Here is a 17,185-nt window from a genome sequence, read left to right on the forward strand (position 1 = left end):
CATGGCGCGCCATCCTCCTTTCTATACCGTATTCTTCATGCCGATCGATTTCTCATCCCATCACCGGATTCGCCGGGGCGATGCGGTGCGGGGTCTTTCGTACGCCCGACCGGTCCGGGGCCTCTTCGATCCGCTCCCGGACCGTCGCCCCGCTTCCCGGAATCCGCAGGTTGCCCGCCACCTCCAGGAGGGGAATCAGGACGAAGGCTCGCTCCTCCATCCGGGGATGGGGGACGGTCAATCCCTCCTGCTGAAGGATCCGGTCCCCGTACAGCAGGATGTCGATGTCCAGGGTGCGGGGACCCCAGCGGATCGTCCGGACCCGGTGAAGCCGCCTCTCGATTTCCTGGGCGACCGAGAGCAGTTCCTCCGGGGAAAGGGTGGTGTCGGCGGCGACGACCAGGTTGAGGAAATCCGGTTGTTCCACCGGACCGACGGGGGCCGTCTCGTAGATGGAGGAGATCCGTGTGATGCGGACGGCCGGATGGGACTGGAGCAGCTCCACCCCCTGACGCAGGTGGTCCAGCCGGTCGCCCAGATTGGAGCCCAGCCCCAGGTATGCGGTCGTCGGCGCCCTCATGTCCGCCTCCTGCGGATCTCCACGCCCACGGAATCGTAATGTCCGGGGATGGGCGGATTCGGCTTGGTCACCCGGACCCGCGCCTCCTCCACCGGAAAGCCGGTGAGGAGCGCGTCGGCGATCCGCTCCGCCAGGGTCTCCACCAGCCGGAAGGGCTGCCCCTCCACCAGCTCCTTGACCACCTGATACACCCGGCCGTAGTCCACGGTCTGATTCAGATCGTCGGTGCGGGCGGCGGGGGCCAGGTCCAGTCCCAACTCCAGATCGACGACAAACCGCTGTCCCAGCCGTGTCTCCTCGGGATACACCCCGTGATATCCGTAAAAGGCCATTCCCCTGAAAAAGATCGTATCCTTGTCCATCGTCTCCCCGGCCTCCCTCTTCCTCTGTGCCGCAAAGCCGTCAATCCTTGGCCGCATCGGGACCGTACAGGATCGCATCGGTCATGCGGGCGACCCGGACCATTTCCCGCACGTCGTGCACCCGGACGATCCGGCACCCCTTGGCGATGCCCAAGGCGACCGTGGCCGCGGTCCCCTCGACGCGCTGATCCGTGGGCAGGTCCAGGGTTTTGCCGATCATCGACTTCCGGGAGGTGCCGAGCAGCACCGGATAGCCCAGCTCTGTGATCCGCTCCAGCCGGCGCATCACCTCGAGGTTCTCCTCATAGGTTTTGCCGAAGCCGATCCCCGGATCGAGAATGATCCGCTCCTCCTTGACGCCCGCCTCCCGGGCGATCCGCACGCTTTCCAGCAGATCGGCGCAGATATCGTCTAAAAGGGACTCATATGCCGTCGGCATTTCCCGGTTGTGCATCAGGATGACCGGAACATCGAAGCGTGCCGCCACCCGGGCCATCTCCGGATCCCGCCTGCAGCCCCACACGTCGTTGATGATGTGGGCGCCCGCCTCCAGGGCCTGCCGGGCCACCTCCGCCTTGTAGGTGTCGACGGAGAGGGGGACGTCCACTTCCCGGACGAGGGCCTCGATCACGGGGATCACCCGCTCCAGCTCCTCCTCCAGGGGAACCGGTTCATGTCCGGGGCGGGTGGATTCTCCCCCCACATCGATCAGGTCCGCCCCCCCCGCCACCATCCGGCGGGCGTGGGAGACGGCCCGGTCCAATCGGTTGTACCGGCCCCCGTCGGAGAAGGAGTCCGGAGTCACGTTCAGGATGCCCATCACCAGCGTGCGCCGGTGGATGGGAAGGAGATGGGAACCGACCTTCAAGGGTTCCCTGGGCGGATGCATCATGGAAATGGTGCCGTTCATCCCGTTCGCCCCTTCGCGGAAAGTCACACCGCCCGGACCGGACGGCCGGGCAAATGCGCATCCAAAAAGTTGGCCAGCAGCTTTTTCCCGTCTCGGGTCAACACCGATTCCGGATGGAACTGGACGCCCTCCAGGGGATATTCCCGGTGGCGCAGGGCCATCACTTCCCCTTCCGGCGTTTCGGCGCTGACCAAAAGGTCCTCCGGCAGGCTCTTCCGGTCGACGATCAGGGAGTGATAGCGCATCGCCTCAAAGGGGGAGGGCATCCCCCGGAACAAGGTTTTCCCGTCGTGCAGGATCGGGGAGGTTTTCCCGTGCATCAGCCGGCCGGCCCGGACCACCTGCCCGCCGAAAACGCGTGCGATGACCTGGTGACCCAGGCAGACGCCGAGGATGGGAATGCGTCCCGCAAAGCGGCGGACCAGCTCCGGACACACCCCCGACTCCTCCGGCTTGCCCGGTCCCGGAGAGAGAATGATCGCCTCGGGCGCCATCCCTTCGATCTCCTCCGGAGTGATCCGGTCGTTCCTCCGCACCTCCGGGGATTCCCCCAACTCTCCCAGATACTGCACCAGATTATAGGTAAAGGAATCGTAATTGTCGATCACCAGAATCATCTCGGCTCCTCTCCTCTCATCTCGATCTCGGCTCCGCAAACTCCCGCTATCCTTATCAGTTTACAACAAATCGCCCCCCGATAAAAGGCCAAGTAATGGCACCTGCCGGCAAAGCCCGCAGAACTGAAAGACACCGCAGAAACAACCATGATGGGGCGCGTCGCCTTTGCTATAATGGAACAGGGTGCATGAAGAATTTGGATAAACGGAAAGGTGAAGCGATGTCCCCGAAGGATGAATTCAAACCGGCGCCGGATACGGAAGAATACCTGAAAAAAGTGACGGTGGGTGAGCTGAAGCCCCACAACGCGCCCATCACCCTGGTGGAGTACGACCCGCGCTGGCCCGAGCAATTCGAGCGGGAAGCGCAGCGGATCCGTTCCGCCCTCGGCGACCAGGCGCTTCGGGTGGAACACGTGGGCTCCACCTCGGTGCCGGGACTCTGCGCCAAGCCCGTCATCGACATCCTGCTGGTGGTGCCCGACTCCTCCGACGAACCCTCCTATGTTCCGGCCCTGGAGGCGGCCGGCTACAAGCTTCGGATCCGGGAGCCCGAATGGTTTGATCACCGCCTGTTCAAGGGACCCGACACCGACATCAATCTGCACGTTTTCAGCGAGGGCGCGTCGGAAATCGAGCGGATGCTGCGCTTTCGCGACTGGCTTCGCACCTGCCCCGAAGACCGGGAAAAATACGCCCGTGCCAAGCGCGAATTGGCTCGGCGCCCGTGGAGGCACGTGCAGGACTACGCGGACGCCAAGAGCGATGTCGTCCGGGAAATCATGGAACGGGCCTGCAATAACCGATAAACCCGCAGCAAGTTCCGGGACGTCTGCCGCAGATCCGGCACGGCGGTCCGGGTACTGACCTCTTCCGACCGGCATCCGTCTTGGCGCGACCCCCTCTTCCAGTTCCCTTCAGATAAATCCCCGCTTCATTGCCTCGCGCTCCGAAGGCGGTCAAAGCAATTGAGGGACTTCCTTTTTTCGGCTTTGGCCGCATAAAACTCTTATTACACCCTAATTCCATCGGAAATAGGAAAAATACCGGTTGCCAAAGGGCCGTTATTTTTTATAATATTCATATAACAAATTTTCAAGCTCTAAGGAGGTAGGTTTTGTGAAAGGGTTATTAAAAATTTTTATATTTATTTTTTTCGTTTTTATTTTTTCCGGCTGTCAACTCCAACTGCCCAAGACAGATTCTCCTGACTCCCAGGCCGAGTCAAAACCCAAATCCGAGCTCGCCTCCAAACCTGCCCAACCCTCCGCTTCCTATCCAAGACCGATGACGTTCGGGGATTGGCCGGAAGACGAAACCAAGTTCGTGGTCGACAATCCGCGTTCGCAATTTCGCCCGAATGAATCGATTACATATTGTTTTAAGGATCATAAACCGATGTTTACCCATGAGATCCGGGTGCGAGTCGTCCGTGAAACGGGCGAGGTGATCAAAGAGAAGAAAGTCTACGTTGACGCCCTCTCTTTCGGCAGCATGTACACTTTCCATGACGGTCTTCCCTGGCTTCAGCCCGGCAAATACCGGGTGGAGGTTTACCGAGACCGGGATCAAACCCTTATGTCCAAAGGGACCTTTGAAGTGATTCCGTAGAAAGGAGAACATCCCATGCGACAACGGATATTCTGGCTCTTCATTCTTTGCGTGCTTCTTGCGGGATGCCAAGCGGATTGGCTGTCCCTTCAAGCGGTGAACGAACGGACCGAAACGCAAAAGAAAGAGGAGAAAAAGAAAGAAGAAGAGGAAGCAATCCGAAAGGAAAAGGAAAAATGGGAAAAATACGCAAAAGAACAGGAAGAGAAAGCGCAAAAATTGCAGTTCGGCGATTTCGACCAAAATGTGAAAGGTTCTTTGGCCAATCCCCGCGAGGCCTTTGACACCGATGAGAACTCAGCTTTAAACTGACCAGCCCTTCGGCCTTCGGAACCAACAAACTCACCGTCAACCTCCTTCAATTAAAGGGAGAAGTGAAGAAGGTGATCGAGCGGTATGAGGTATACCTCAGCCCGGATTACGTATGGTACACCAAGGAATTTTACCGCCCGGCCATTGATGGCAAATTGGAACCCGGGGAATACAAGGTGCGAATCTATAAGGACTTGACGTTGCTCGGCGTCGGCACCTTTCATGTGGTGGACGGACTTTCCAAGTCGAATCGGCTGAAGGATATCGAATTGCCCGGCTCCGTCGGGATTACGCTAAGGGAGAACTGGATTAAGCTTAACGTCCCTGAACCCATCCTCTTCGAATTCGGCAAAAGTTCGCTGACGGAAGAAGCCAAAACGACACTGAACGAGGTGGCGCGGTTCCTAAACCACTTCCCCAACGCGAAGGTGCAAATCGAAGGCCATACCGACAGCATCGGCGATAAGGCGTATAACCAGAAGCTGTCTGAAGAGCGGGCCGAAGTCGTCAAAAAACACCTTGAAAAACTGACTCTGCAGGAAATCCGATTCCAAACCAAAGGATGGGGAGAAACAAAACCCATCGCCTCCAATGAAACCGTTGAAGGGCGACAGAAAAACCGGCGCGTCGAGATCATTGTCACGCCGGAGCAGTAACCGGCCTCCTCCTTTCCCGTTTTCCCGGAAAAAACCGAAGCCGCCGGATGGGTTCCGACGGCTTCTTTCGTTTCGTCCGCTTATTTCGCGGTCGATTCCTCTTCTTCGAACTGGTACAGGGGCGTCGACAGGTAGCGCTCCCCGTTGCTGGGGATCACCGCCACCACCTTTTTCCCTTCACCCAGGCGGCGGGCCACTTTGGCCGCGGCGGCCACCGCCGCGCCGGAGGAGATGCCGCCGAGGATTCCCTCCTCCCGGGCCATCCGGCGGGCCCATTGGAAGGCTTCCTCGTTGTCGACGGTGATCACTTCATCGTAGATCTCCGTATCCAGAATGTCCGGAACGAATCCGGCACCGATTCCCTGAATCTTGTGGGGACCGGGTTTTCCGCCGGAGAGCACCGGAGAAGCGCTCGGTTCGACGGCGACCAGATGCACTCCGGGGATCTTCTCCTTGATCACTTGTCCGACTCCGGTGATCGTTCCCCCGGTACCGACGCCGGCGACAAAGGCGTCAAAGTGGCCGCCCGTCTGCTCCAACAACTCCCGGGCGGTGGTTTCCCGGTGGATCTTCACGTTGGCCGGGTTTTTAAACTGCTGGGGCATGAAATGGTCCGGCCGCTCCCGCACGATTTCCTCCGCCTTTTTCACCGCGCCGCGCATTCCCTCGGCACCGGGCGTCAACACCAATTCCGCACCATAGGCCCGGAGGAGGTTGCGGCGCTCCAAGCTCATCGTGTCCGGCATCACCAAGAGGGCGCGATACCCTTTGGCCGCCGCCACCATCGCCAGACCGATCCCCGTGTTTCCGCTGGTGGGTTCCACGATGGTGTCTCCGGGTTTCAGCCGCCCTTCCTTCTCCGCTTCCTCAATCATGCTGAGGGCGATCCGGTCCTTCACGCTTCCGCCCGGATTGAAAAATTCCAACTTCAGATACACGTCCGCGTCCGTTTTTCCGATAATCCGATTCAGTTTGACCAACGGCGTCTGGCCGATCAGCTCCAAAATATTGTTGGCAACCCGCATATGAAGGCCTCCTATTCCTATCATGTAACTAGGGTTACTTTCCTTTATCTTATCTCCATCTCCCCGGCATTGTCAACAATAAAGAAGGCCGGGGGTCATTCCGTTTCCCCCAGCCATTCTTCCAATTCCGCTTTCTCCACCACGTAGCGCTCGTTGCAGAAATGACAGACCACTTCCGCCTCCCCCCGGCTTTTCAAAATGTCCGAGATCTCCTCCTTCCCCATGCTTTTCAGCAGGGATCGGATCCGTTCCGGGGAACAGGAGCAATCAAAGGCGACGGGCTGCCGCTGCAGCACCTGGACCTCCTCGCCGATCACTTCCCGGAGGAGATCCTCGGGCGTGGCACCGGATTGAATCCGATCGGTGACGGAGGCCATGGCGGCGATCCGTTCCTCCAGTTGCGTGATCATCTCTTCGTCGGCCCCCGGCAGCACCTGGAGGATAAAACCTCCGGAAGCCAGCACCGAACCGTCCCGGTCCACCAGGACGCCGACGCCCACCGCCGACGGAATCTGCTCCGATGTGGTGAAATAATAGGTGAAATCCTCCCCCAACTCTCCGGAAACGAGGGGAACGCTCCCCCGGTAGGGTTCCTTCAGGCCGAGATCCTTGACGATGTAGAGCATCCCCTCGCCGACGGCCCCGGCCACATCCAGTTTCCCCCGGGCGTTCAGGGGAAGGTCGACCGCCGGGTTGTCCACGTACCCCCGGACATTGCCCCGGGAGTCCGCATCCACCACGATCTGGCCGAGGGGGCCGTTCCCCTTGATCTGGATCGTGAGGCGGTCCCGCTCCCCTTTGAGCATCAGCCCCATCATCGCCCCCACCGTGACGGCCCGCCCCAGGGCGGCCGTAGCCACCGGCCAGGTGTGGTGGCGCCGTTGAAGTTCCTTCACCAATTCGGTCGTCCGGGCGGCGAAGGCCCGCAGCACTCCGCTCCGGACCGTCGCCCGGACCGCATAGTCCTCGCTCATCGTGACACCTCCCGGTCTCTCAACAATCGACACCCCGCTGATTCCCACCCAAGGAAGAGGCGCAGCGCTTCTCCGCCATCCGGCCCCGTCGCCTTCAGGATTCCACAAGAGGGCGCAGACCATCCGGGATCGCGATTTCGGCGCTCCTCGGGCGCCGAGCGGGTGAAAACATCCGAAAGGGAGATGTGCGGCTCCGTTTTCCGAAAGCACGGAAGCGGCACCCCTCCCTTCCCCGTTTTCCGGGCCGTCTCCCCGGGCTTTTACCGATTCCGCTCGTAAATGATCTTGAGCCCCCGAAGCGTCAGGAGCGGATCATACACGTCGATGCTCTCCGCTTCCTTTGAAATCAGCTCCGCCAGTCCCCCGGTGGCAACCACCGTGGGCCGCTTGGTCAAAAGCCGCTTCATCCGGTTCACGATTCCGTCCACCACGCCCACGTAACCGTAAAAGAGACCGGACTGAACGGCCTTTACGGTATTCCTGCCCACGACGCTTTCCGGTTTGACGACCTCCACCCGGGTCAGCTGGGCGGCCCGCTGGTGGAGGGCTTCCGCGGAGACATGGACGCCCGGAACGATCGCTCCCCCGACGTAATGCCCCTGTTCGTTGATGAAGCAGAAGGTGGTCGCCGTCCCGAAATCGACGATGATCAGCGGCGGACCGTAGGTGTCGATGGCGGCAACCGCGTTCACGATCCGGTCCGCACCCACTTCCCGGGGATTTTCGTATTGGATGTTGAGCCCGGTTTTCACCCCGGGGCCGATCACCAGGGGTTCCAGGCCGAAATACTTGCGGACGAGCAGATGCAGCACCCGTTTGAGGGGGGGAACCACCGACGAGATGCTCACCCCGTCGATCTCCTCCATCCGGATCCCGACGTGTTCAAACAAACTCTTCAGCAACATCGCGTATTCGTCTTCCGTCGCGTTGCGATCGGTTTGAACCCGCCAGTGATGAAGCAACTCGTCCTTTTGAAAAAGACCCAGCACGATGTGGGTATTACCGACATCCATCACCAACAGCATCCATTCCACCCGCTTTTCTCCCAAAAGTCCAACTCCATCTTAACAGAGGGAGAACCCGGCTTCAATGCGCGAAAAGCCTGCGAAAAGCGACATCCCAACAAAAAACGGAGGATGCCCTCGGCATCCTCCCGGTGCGGCGATTAAGTTTCCTTCGGACCTTCGCCGTCGCTTTTCTGAGCTTCCGCGTCTTCGCCCTTCGCGTCGCCGGCTTTTTCTCCGTCCGGGCTCTTCTCCGCTTCCGCATTCCAATTGGACGATCCGTTCAGGTTTTTGCTCCCCTGAATGTTCACCTTGATCTTCTCGTTCAGCTCGGGATCATCCAGCTTTCCGGTCTCCAGCAGCTGTTTGATCTCTTCGGCGTCCAGGGTTTCCTTCACCAGCAGGGTTTGGGCGATCAGTTCCAGCTGGTCCCGGTGTTCCAGAAGCAGATTTTTCGCCCGCTCGTAACAGGTCCGGATCAGCTCCTGCATCTCCTGATCGATTTCGTAAGCGATGGCGTCGCTGTAGTTCTGCTCGTGGCCGAGATCCCGACCCAGGAACACATGCCCCTGGGAACGGCCGAACTGCATCGGAGCCAGCTTGTCGCTCATGCCGAACTCGGTGATCATGCGGCGGACGATGTTGGTCGCCTTCTCGAAGTCGTTGTGGGCGCCCGTGCTGATTTCTCCGAAGACGATCTCCTCCGCCACGCGTCCGGCCAGCAAGCCGGTGACCCGGTCCAGCAGCTCGTTTTTGGTCAGCAGGAAGCGGTCTTCCTTGGGCAGCATCACGACATATCCCCCGGCCTGGCCGCGGGGAACGACGGTCACCTTGTGCACCGTCTCCGCATGCTCCAGATAATAGCCGACGATGGTGTGGCCCGCTTCGTGATAAGCGATGGTCCGCTTCTCCTTTTCGCTGATGACCCGGCTCTTCTTCTGCGGACCGGCGATCACCCGGTCGATCGCCTCGTCGATCTCATCCATGCCGATCTTCTCTTTGTCTCTCCGGACCGCCAAAAGCGCCGCCTCGTTGAGGAGGTTCTCCAGGTCAGCCCCGGTAAACCCGATGGTGCGCTGGGCGATCACGTCCAGCTTCACATTCTCCTCCAGGGGCTTGTTCCGGGCGTGCACCTTCAGGATGGCCTCGCGTCCTTTCACATCGGGGCGGTTCACGGTGATCTGCCGGTCGAAACGGCCGGGACGGAGCAGCGCCGGATCCAGGATGTCCGGCCGGTTGGTGGCGGCCATCACGATGATCGCGTCGTTGGCGTCGAAGCCGTCCATCTCCACCAGCAGCTGGTTCAGCGTTTGCTCCCGTTCGTCGTGGCCTCCGCCCAGTCCGGCGCCCCGCTGGCGTCCGACGGCATCGATCTCGTCGATGAAGATGATGCACGGGCGATTCTTCTTCGCCTGCTCAAACAGATCTCGGACCCGGGAGGCGCCCACACCGACGAACATTTCCACGAAGTCGGAACCGCTGATGCTGAAAAAGGGCACCTGGGCCTCCCCGGCCACGGCACGCGCCAGCAGGGTTTTTCCCGTTCCCGGAGGACCGACCAGGAGCACCCCTTTGGGAATCCGCGCCCCGATGGTGGCGAATTTCCGGCTGTTCTTGAGGAAATCGACGATCTCCACCAGCTCCGCCTTCTCCTCGTCGGCCCCGGCAACATCTGCGAAGGTGATCCGCTTTTTCTCCTCATTGTACAGCTTGGCCCGGGATTTTCCAAAATTCATGACCCGGTTACCGCCGCCCTGGGCCTGGTTCAGCACCCAGAAGAACAGGAGGAGCAGGAGCACGAGGGGGACGATCGACGTCAGCAGCGTGAGTAGAAAGGAATCCCCCTTGGCTTTTTCGATTTTGATCTGGACCTTGTGCTTTTTCAGGTCGTTGATCTCCTGGGTGTCCAAAGGGACGTGGGTGACAAAATTGGTCGCCTGTCCCGGGGAAACATTTTTGTATTTCCCCTCGACGCGGAAGGTCTCCCCTTCGGGGCGGACCAGCACTTCGGCGATTTGCCCCGCGCTCAGTTTATCCTTAAATTTGGTGTATGTAAGTGTCTCCGTCTCGGACTGCTGTTGAAAATATAAATTCCCAATCCCGACGGCCACAAAGATGAGGATAATATATAATCCGGGAATCCGGATAACGTTTTTCATAAGAGATTGTGGGCAGCGGAGACCCCCTCGATCCCCCGGGGGAAAGCCGCCTTTGCCTCCTTTCTTTTAGACAGGTCAGGGTGCTCGAATGAAGGAGTGCGTCTCGACAAAAAACGATTTCGGCCAAAAAGTGCAAGAATGGGCTTGGTCACCTTGCGGTTCGCGAGGTGAAAGCCCTTTTGCCCTTTGACCCTTTGCTCGCCTGTGACGAATCGATATCGACGGAACCCATTGTCATGTCTCCCATATAGACCCTTTCACCATTTTACCACAGCCGCTTGGCTCCCACAACCGAGATCTACCGGTAGACCTCTTCCTTCAGGATGCCGATGTAGGGAAGGTTGCGATACTTCTCCGCATAATCCAATCCGTAGCCGACCACAAAGGCATCGGGCACGGTAAAACCGCAGTAATCCGGAGTCAGGTCCACCGTACGGCGGTGGGGTTTGTCCAGGAGTGTGACCACCTTGATCGAAGCGGCATTGCGCTGCCGCATCAGCTCCAGCAGGTAGCTCAAGGTCAGTCCGCTGTCGATGATGTCTTCCACCACCAGGACGTGCCGTCCCTCCACCGATGTGTCCAAATCCTTGATGATCCTCACCACTCCGGAAGAAGCCGTCGAGGCGCCGTAGCTGGAGACGGCCATGAAGTCCATCTCCAACGGGATGTCCATCCGGCGGACGAGGTCCGTCATAAACAGGGCCGCCCCCTTCAACACGCAGACGCAGAGGGGGTTCTTCCCGCGATAATCCTCCGAAAGTTGTTTTCCCAATTCCTGCACCTTCTGCTGTATGGCTTCCTCTGTTATAAGGATTTCCCGAATGTCTTCGTGCATGAATACCCGGTTTATACCATCCACCTGAATCCTCGATTCAAGCAGACCGGCCTCCAACCAGGGGTTCGCCTCCTTTCAAACAGGTTTTCCGCCGCAAGCGGCCATGAGGGCCGCTTCCTTCGCCGGCAAAACGCCCATCCTTGAAACGAGTCCCGCACCCGCCGATAAGCGCTTCCGTCGCAACCGTCTGCGCCCGCGCCGAAAACCCAAGAACTTTTTCCATCCCGGCAACGTTCCGAGCCTTGAGCTGCCGCGTGCCGCCTCCGGTCTTATTCTTCCTCTTCGGATGACAACCACATCAAATACAGGAAACGCCGGGTCTCGTTCGTCACCGGCGCCCAATCGGAGCGGCGCAGACCCGGAATCCAGATGATTTCCTCCCCGTGGATCACCATCGGCAAGCGACTCCGCAGGCGTCTGGGAACCTTGGCGTCAATCATGATCTCCTTCACCTTTTTGGAGCCCGACAATCCGAGGAGGCGCATGCGGTCACCGGGGCGGCGCGGCCGGGCGCAGAGGGGATGTTCCAGCCGGTCGGCATCGAACACGGCCCACCTCCCGGACAGCTCCCCCGCCGCCAGGGGCCGCTCCTCCACCCGGGCCTCGATCGCCCCGCCCATGTGCGGCAGGGAGGTCACGCCGGGCACGGCCAAAGGGAGGGCATCCCCCCCGGGATCGGTGGAATCCGCCTCCGCCCTTCGGAGGCGGAGCCGACCGTATTCCCGCTCCGCTTCCAGGTTTCCCGGAAGGTGCAGGCGGCTTCCCGTTCCGACCTCCGCCAGGGAAAGAACCCGGTCCACGGCGTTCATGGGAATCTCAACCGCTCCGTCCTTCACAAGACAATTTAAGTGTAGTTTAATCAATCTCCTTTGTAAAGCAAGGGGTTGCCGCCCGAGGGCCGAAACGTCCAGGGTGATCTCCCCCCTCCCCCGCCGGACCGTCACCTCTTCCGCGGCTTCCGCCTCCAGGCGCTCCCATACCTTCTCTTCCTCCGCCGCGAGGAGGCTCAATTTCAGAATGGCCTCCTTCACCCGGGGATTATATTCGGCCAATTGCGGGATCAGCCGGTGGCGGAGCCGGTTGCGGGTGTAGGCGAGGGAGTCGTTGCTCTCGTCCCGGCGGGGATGAAGGCCCTCCTCCCGGCAGTACGCCTCGATCTCCTCCCGGAAAAAGGGGAGCAGCGGGCGCACCAGCACCATCCCGTACCAGGGGCGGGACGGGGGAATGCCGGCCAAGCCGCCGACGCCGGTGCCCCGCAGGAATCGCATCAGAACCGTCTCCACCTGGTCATCCGCTTGGTGGGCCAGCGCCAGCTTGTCGGCGCCCGCCTTGGCCGCGGCCTCCCGGAAGGCGTCGTAGCGGAGGCGACGGGCCACATCCTGGAGGTTGCCGCCTCGCTCCCGGAGCCGGGCGGACACGTCCACCCGGCGGATATCGCAGGGGATGCCCCACTCCCGGCAGCGGGACTCCACGTAGGCCTGATCCGCCTCGCTCGCCTTTCCCCGCAGCTGATGGTTCACATGAACCGCGAGGATGTTCCATTCCTCTTCCGCAGACAAGCGCCACAAGGCGTGCAGGAGGGCCATCGAATCCGGCCCTCCCGACACGCCGACCAGCACCGTATCGCCCCGTTCCAAAAGTCCCATCCGCCGGATGGATTCCCGCAATCGCTCCCGAAAGGTCATTTCCATCCCCCCGGAGTTGTGTGGAGAAAAGCCCCTCCAGCGGGAAACACCCGGGCTGTGCCCGGGTGTTCGCTCCGCCACTTCGCCGCGGCCCGCACCCTGGAGAAGAAACGCCGCATTCTTCCCGAGGCCGAAACCGTTCCGGTCGTGCGGCCGTCCGCAAACGCATCGGGGAGGGCAGGGATGCCGCACCACCGGCGGGGAGGGTGTGCGCTTCGGCTCGGCCCAAGGTGAAGACGGCGGCGTCGACGGTTACCACCAGCCGTGTACCGTTTCCCGGACCGGGAGGATGCAAGGGGGAGGGGGCTTGCACCCTCGGTCGAACCTCCGGGACGGGCAAAAGGGCCGTCCAACATGGTTATTCTCTATTTTATCCCCATCCGGGGTACGAATCAACGAGGGGAGAACTCAGAATCCGGCCACTTCCGACCTTCTGATCCGTTCCATGCCCGGCAGGCGGATCGTCGCCCATTCCGGGGTGTGTTTCTCCACTTTGGCCACCACGACGGTCATGTCGTCGGCGATCTCGCCGTCGTGATAGCGAATCACCTTCTCCAGGAGACAATCGGCAAAGCCCTGGGGATCGCGGGTGTCGATCTCGGCGATGAGCCGTTTCATCCACCGCTCCTTGTCGGAGGTGTGGCGGGGAGCATCGTAGATTCCGTCGGTGACCATGATGAGGAGATCACCGGGCCGAAGCTGCTCCTCCACCGGTTCCACATCGATTTCCCGCAGGATGCCGATCGGCGGATTGGCGGCGGAGACGGTTATCACCTCCTTTCCTCGCTTGATGAATCCGGGAGTGGATCCGATCTTGAGGAAACGGGCGTGAGCCGTGTTCAAATCCACCATCGCCAGGTCGATGGTGGCAAACATCTCCTCGGTGGAACGGAGGCTTAGGATGGCATTCACCGTCTCCACCGCCTGATCCTCCCGGATCCCCGACTGAAGGAGGTGTCGGAGGAGCTGAAGCGCCGCTTGGCTTTCCTGCTGGGCCCGCTCGCCGTTGCCCATCCCGTCGCTCACGGCGACGGCGTATTTGCCGGTTCCCAGATTCATGTAACAGTAGCTGTCACCGGACAGCCAATGGCCTCCCTTGGCCGTTCCCGCCACCCCGGTCTTCACTTCGTAGCGCTGGGCGGAGCCCAATGTGACGACGGCGCCGGAGGCCTGGCCCCGGACCATTTTCCGATGAACGGCGATCGGTTCGCCGACGATCTCCGTGAGCAGCGGGGCGATCAGCTTGCGGCATTCGTCCAGGGCATCGGCGTGGGGCAAGGTGATCTCGATTTCCACCTTCCCCTCTTCGAGGTTGATCACCTCCACCCGCTGAATGGACAAGCCCAGCTCCTCCAGGGCCTGATGGATCTGCTCCTCCTGGGCGGTCATCGCTTTGGCCTCCCGGCGGATGTCCCCGGCGAGATTGCTCATCACCTCGGCGACGCCGCTCAGCTGATCCGACACCAGCCGCCGCGTCTCCTTGAGCTTCTCCCGCCAGTACAGATCCTTCTCATAGGAACTGTATCCCTGCCGGATCCGTTCCAGAACCTCGTCCGACCGGACGCAGTGTTCCGCCCAGGAACGGGGGACGCGGAGGGGTTTTTCTCCCCCGTGCAATTCGACCATGGCCATGAGATCGGTCATCCCCTGGTAGGTCTTGACGAACTCCTTCTCCCAACATTGCTGATACCGCCGGCACATCCTGCAGGAGCCTTCCATCACTTCGGAAAGGAAGTAGTTGAGCTGAGCCTCTTCCTCCCGCCGGCTGCGCCGGTCATCCTCCCGGAAACTGCGGGAGAGCTCGTTGAACAGTTCGGCGAACTGCTCCACCTTGGCCGCAGTGACGTCGCGGAGCCGCCGGATGTACTCCTGGCGGGAGGATTCGTGCTCCGCCGTTCCCGGGATGTACCGGGCAACCGCGCGGTAAAAGGATTCCGGGGTGACCAGGAAGAGGAGCATCGCCACGACGGATTCGCGGAGAGAGGCCCACACCTCCTGGGAACTGGTCCCGTAGAGGGCGAAGATGGAGGTCCCCAACAGGAAGCCGATGGCCACGCCCCATCGCTTCCCCTCCCGGAACAAGCCGGCGAGCAGACCGGAGAAGGCGAGCAGGCTCACCTGGGCGATGGTTCGGGGTTCGGAGAGGCTCATGATCATCCCCATCACCACGCCGACGGAAGCCCCCATCATCCCTCCGCCGGCCAAGGCCATCACCATGATCAGATAGCGGGAGACGACGTTGACCAGTTCCATTCCCGACACGTTCCATCCGATGGTTCCGGTGATGACCGATCCCACGAGGATGATCAGGCAGATCACTTCCTCATGGCGGAGGGCGTACCGCTTGCGCCGGACGGTAAAGATGGGAAGAGACTGGACAAATATAAAAGTGAGGATGAAGCTGAGGAGGATCTCCACCCCGGCCATGATCCCCTGATAGGGTGACCAGCCCTCCCAGCCGATTTTCCCCAGGTGGCCCCCGACCCCCGTGACCAGCACCACGAAAGGGACGTAGTTGAGCTGCCCCTTTCCCATCCAGTCGAAGGTTTTCTGCACCAGCAGAAAGAGAATCAGAAAGCCGGCGATCTGCACCGCGTGGAGTTCGTCGCGGGAAATCCCTCCAAGGATCAGGGAAAAGAAGGCGAGAGGCCACTGTCGCCTGCACAGATGGAAGACGACGGCCAGATAGGCGACGGCGAAGGGAGCGATCACATCCAGAATCATCGCTCTCCCCAACAGGAAACCCATGAAAATGACGGGAAAATTCCACGCGCGAAACGGCTGGCGGAGCTGCGTCTTCCACGATCCGCTCCGCAGGCGCCAATCGACGACCCTCTCCCTCCAGGCCTTTTTGAAATCGCTCAAGTAACCGGATGGCATCGAATCCCACGCTCCTTTGCGGTTCATGTGCCACCCATTATAGCGAGGCCCGAAGGGAAAGTTTGTCACAATCGGGAGGAGCGACCAAATTTTTTTCCGACAATTTTTCAAAGCGGCGGGGCCGCTCAAGGCTGGGGAAAAGTTCGAACCGGGCATTCCCGGAAAAGGGATCGGCATTCCCTTTCAACGCCCGGGGAATTGCTGCTTATTTCGGCACGATCCTGTCGAACCGGCCCGCAGGCCGCCCGGTTCCGACAAAACTTCCGAAATCATCACAAAACGGCGTCGAAAGACCGCCCGCAGGAGGACTCCGCCCCGATCAACCGGAGAGATCGCCTGAGGGGAACGGGAATTCCCCCGCCTTCCGCCGGAGCACAAAGAATGCCGACTGCAGCTTCCCCCGGCGGGATTTCCCGACAACGGGAAACAACGGACCGGTCGGCAGAAATGCGTAAAAAGCGGGAATTCCCAGGTCGCGGAGCCGGAACCCTACTTCTCCTCCCCCGTAAGGGGGTGCATGGAAACCTTGTGGAGATAGGGCGGGATAAAGGTACGCTCGGTCTGCTTGCGGATCATCCGGTCCAGCGTTCGCAGGGCGTGCACCTGTTGCCGCCGTTTCAGCTGCCCCTTCTCGATGGCGGTGGCAAATTCGTCGATGTCGATCAGGTGGTAACGGCCATCGGGATAAATGATCATGTCGAGGAGCAGATCCACCATCACATAGCGAAGGCGTCCCGTCTGGCGCATCTCCATGATGTCGCAGTAATAATAGAGGAATTCCCCGGAACGGTTGAAGACCTTGGAGATCGTGTATCCTTTCCTCACGAAATAATAGGTCAAAAAAATCCGTTTCCCGTCCGGATTGGGGTACTGCGTCGCGAAACAGTAACGACCCCGCCAGTCCCGCACCTTTTCGGTATAGGTTTTGTTTATGGTGGTGAACTTGATCTTTTTAATGGTGACATCCACAGTATCACATCCGCAACCGAGCAAATAAAAAAAGGCGATTCAGTCGCCCCATCGGGGCTGATGCCTCGCCTTCCCCTCTCCTGTATGGTAGCGGCGGAGGGCCTCGAACCCCCGACCTTACGGGTATGAACCGTACGCTCTAGCCAACTGAGCTACGCCGCCAAGAAAAAAGAGGTCGGAGCGGGTTTTCCGAAACCCGACCTCTTCTGTTCCGTCTAATTGGTTGCGGGGGCAGGATTCGAACCTGCGACCTTCGGGTTATGAGCCCGACGAGCTACCAGCTGCTCCACCCCGCGTCGGTCATCAACGGCTTTCATTATACAAAACCCCTCCGGACATGTCAAGGGATTTTGGATGGAAAATGAAACAAATGATTCTGGGGAAACCGGGGTCATTCCGACATCCTCCCGGAAAGAAAGGCCGCGCGCTTCATTTCTCTTCGCTTTTCTCCGCATCACCGGGCTTCCCGTCCAACCGGTCCCGGACTTCCCGCAGGGCTCGGTGGACGTTCAGGACGATGGGGATCAGCCCGCGCACGGCGAAGGGGACGATCTCTCCGGTGATCACGGCGACAAAGCCCAACAGCTATGCATTTCCCAAAACGGA

17 protein-coding genes and 2 tRNA genes are annotated in these 17,185 nt (G+C 60.2%); 4 read left to right on the top strand and 15 right to left on the bottom strand.

Features of this window, described 5'->3' with window-relative positions:
• Positions 1-52: 52 nt before the first annotated feature.
• From folK to CLV97_RS11800, 4 genes are read right to left on the bottom strand one after another with little or no spacing between them, the layout of a single operon-like run.
• Positions 53-580 carry a 2-amino-4-hydroxy-6-hydroxymethyldihydropteridine diphosphokinase gene (gene folK, locus CLV97_RS11785; RefSeq protein ID WP_106345735.1) on the bottom strand — a complete coding sequence of 176 codons (528 nt, stop codon included), beginning with the start codon at positions 578-580 and terminating at the stop codon, positions 53-55.
• On the bottom strand, positions 577-942 hold the full coding sequence (gene folB, locus CLV97_RS11790) for a dihydroneopterin aldolase (protein WP_106345736.1): 366 nt from the start codon (positions 940-942) through the stop codon (positions 577-579). The genes folK and folB overlap by 4 nt, the downstream gene beginning before the upstream one ends.
• 40 nt (positions 943-982) lie before the next feature.
• A complete protein-coding gene (gene folP / locus CLV97_RS11795) occupies positions 983-1,831 on the bottom strand; it encodes a dihydropteroate synthase (protein ID WP_425440569.1) in 849 nt (282 codons plus the stop codon).
• 44 nt (positions 1,832-1,875) lie between these two features.
• Positions 1,876-2,469, bottom strand: coding sequence for an anthranilate synthase component II (locus tag CLV97_RS11800; protein ID WP_106345738.1), 594 nt, complete (start codon positions 2,467-2,469; stop codon positions 1,876-1,878).
• 221 nt (positions 2,470-2,690) lie between these two features.
• Between CLV97_RS11800 and CLV97_RS11805 the strand changes: the two genes are divergently transcribed.
• The 4 genes from CLV97_RS11805 to CLV97_RS11815 all read left to right on the top strand — a co-directional run bounded on the left by CLV97_RS11805 (position 2,691) and on the right by CLV97_RS11815 (position 5,048).
• Positions 2,691-3,278, top strand: a complete 588-nt coding sequence (locus CLV97_RS11805) for a GrpB family protein (RefSeq protein WP_106345739.1) — start codon at positions 2,691-2,693, stop codon at positions 3,276-3,278.
• 310 nt (positions 3,279-3,588) lie between these two features.
• On the top strand, positions 3,589-4,080 hold the full coding sequence (locus tag CLV97_RS18180; RefSeq protein WP_170070489.1) for a hypothetical protein: 492 nt from the start codon (positions 3,589-3,591) through the stop codon (positions 4,078-4,080).
• Positions 4,081-4,095: 15 nt separating this feature from the next.
• Positions 4,096-4,392, top strand: coding sequence for a hypothetical protein (locus CLV97_RS18185; RefSeq protein WP_170070490.1), 297 nt, complete (start codon positions 4,096-4,098; stop codon positions 4,390-4,392).
• A gap of 62 nt (positions 4,393-4,454) precedes the next feature.
• Entirely contained in the window at positions 4,455-5,048 is a 594-nt protein-coding gene (locus CLV97_RS11815) for an OmpA family protein (protein ID WP_281257609.1), read from the top strand.
• Between the two features lie 80 nt (positions 5,049-5,128).
• On the opposite strand, the gene cysK is transcribed toward CLV97_RS11815, so the two are convergent.
• The 11 genes from cysK to CLV97_RS18190 form a co-directional block, all read right to left on the bottom strand.
• Positions 5,129-6,073 carry a cysteine synthase A gene (cysK, locus tag CLV97_RS11820; RefSeq protein ID WP_106345742.1) on the bottom strand — a complete coding sequence of 315 codons (945 nt, stop codon included), beginning with the start codon at positions 6,071-6,073 and terminating at the stop codon, positions 5,129-5,131.
• 95 nt (positions 6,074-6,168) lie between these two features.
• The gene (gene hslO / locus CLV97_RS11825) at positions 6,169-7,047 is read right to left on the bottom strand and encodes an Hsp33 family molecular chaperone HslO (RefSeq protein WP_106345743.1); all 879 of its coding nucleotides are present in this window, start codon (positions 7,045-7,047) and stop codon (positions 6,169-6,171) included.
• A 260-nt stretch (positions 7,048-7,307) separates the two neighbouring features.
• Positions 7,308-8,072, bottom strand: a complete 765-nt coding sequence (locus CLV97_RS11830) for a type III pantothenate kinase (protein WP_106345780.1) — start codon at positions 8,070-8,072, stop codon at positions 7,308-7,310.
• 140 nt (positions 8,073-8,212) lie between these two features.
• The gene (ftsH, locus tag CLV97_RS11835; protein WP_106345744.1) at positions 8,213-10,210 is read right to left on the bottom strand and encodes an ATP-dependent zinc metalloprotease FtsH; all 1,998 of its coding nucleotides are present in this window, start codon (positions 10,208-10,210) and stop codon (positions 8,213-8,215) included.
• A gap of 298 nt (positions 10,211-10,508) precedes the next feature.
• A complete protein-coding gene (gene hpt, locus CLV97_RS11840) occupies positions 10,509-11,045 on the bottom strand; it encodes a hypoxanthine phosphoribosyltransferase (RefSeq protein WP_106345781.1) in 537 nt (178 codons plus the stop codon).
• 269 nt (positions 11,046-11,314) lie between these two features.
• On the bottom strand, positions 11,315-12,730 hold the full coding sequence (tilS, locus tag CLV97_RS11845) for a tRNA lysidine(34) synthetase TilS (RefSeq protein WP_170070491.1): 1,416 nt from the start codon (positions 12,728-12,730) through the stop codon (positions 11,315-11,317).
• Positions 12,731-13,138: 408 nt separating this feature from the next.
• The gene (gene spoIIE / locus CLV97_RS11850) at positions 13,139-15,610 is read right to left on the bottom strand and encodes a stage II sporulation protein E (RefSeq protein WP_170070492.1); all 2,472 of its coding nucleotides are present in this window, start codon (positions 15,608-15,610) and stop codon (positions 13,139-13,141) included.
• A gap of 489 nt (positions 15,611-16,099) precedes the next feature.
• Complete coding sequence (locus CLV97_RS11855) at positions 16,100-16,579, bottom strand: ribonuclease FAU-1 family protein (RefSeq protein ID WP_170070493.1); 480 nt, start codon at positions 16,577-16,579, stop codon at positions 16,100-16,102.
• A gap of 85 nt (positions 16,580-16,664) precedes the next feature.
• Positions 16,665-16,741 (bottom strand) — tRNA-Met (locus tag CLV97_RS11860).
• A 58-nt stretch (positions 16,742-16,799) separates the two neighbouring features.
• Positions 16,800-16,875: transfer RNA gene (locus CLV97_RS11865), tRNA-Met, on the bottom strand.
• Between the two features lie 133 nt (positions 16,876-17,008).
• Positions 17,009-17,161, bottom strand: coding sequence for a hypothetical protein (locus CLV97_RS18190; RefSeq protein WP_170070494.1), 153 nt, complete (start codon positions 17,159-17,161; stop codon positions 17,009-17,011).
• Positions 17,162-17,185 lie beyond the last annotated feature (24 nt).

It is taken from the genome of Planifilum fimeticola (genome assembly GCF_003001905.1).
GTDB classification, from domain to species: domain Bacteria; phylum Bacillota; class Bacilli; order Thermoactinomycetales; family DSM-44946; genus Planifilum; species Planifilum fimeticola.

Coding starts and splice junctions, on each gene's coding strand:
- folB (WP_106345736.1), bottom strand. CDS start 942: ATGGACAAGGATACGATCTTTTTCAGGGGAATGGCCTTTTACGGATAT.
- CLV97_RS18185 (WP_170070490.1), top strand. CDS start 4,096: ATGCGACAACGGATATTCTGGCTCTTCATTCTTTGCGTGCTTCTTGCG.
- folP (WP_425440569.1), bottom strand. CDS start 1,831: ATGCATCCGCCCAGGGAACCCTTGAAGGTCGGTTCCCATCTCCTTCCC.
- ftsH (WP_106345744.1), bottom strand. CDS start 10,210: ATGAAAAACGTTATCCGGATTCCCGGATTATATATTATCCTCATCTTT.
- cysK (WP_106345742.1), bottom strand. CDS start 6,073: ATGCGGGTTGCCAACAATATTTTGGAGCTGATCGGCCAGACGCCGTTG.
- CLV97_RS11805 (WP_106345739.1), top strand. CDS start 2,691: ATGTCCCCGAAGGATGAATTCAAACCGGCGCCGGATACGGAAGAATAC.
- CLV97_RS11830 (WP_106345780.1), bottom strand. CDS start 8,072: ATGCTGTTGGTGATGGATGTCGGTAATACCCACATCGTGCTGGGTCTT.
- folK (WP_106345735.1), bottom strand. CDS start 580: ATGAGGGCGCCGACGACCGCATACCTGGGGCTGGGCTCCAATCTGGGC.
- hpt (WP_106345781.1), bottom strand. CDS start 11,045: ATGCACGAAGACATTCGGGAAATCCTTATAACAGAGGAAGCCATACAG.
- tilS (WP_170070491.1), bottom strand. CDS start 12,730: ATGACCTTTCGGGAGCGATTGCGGGAATCCATCCGGCGGATGGGACTT.
- spoIIE (WP_170070492.1), bottom strand. CDS start 15,610: ATGCCATCCGGTTACTTGAGCGATTTCAAAAAGGCCTGGAGGGAGAGG.
- CLV97_RS11800 (WP_106345738.1), bottom strand. CDS start 2,469: ATGATTCTGGTGATCGACAATTACGATTCCTTTACCTATAATCTGGTG.
- hslO (WP_106345743.1), bottom strand. CDS start 7,047: ATGAGCGAGGACTATGCGGTCCGGGCGACGGTCCGGAGCGGAGTGCTG.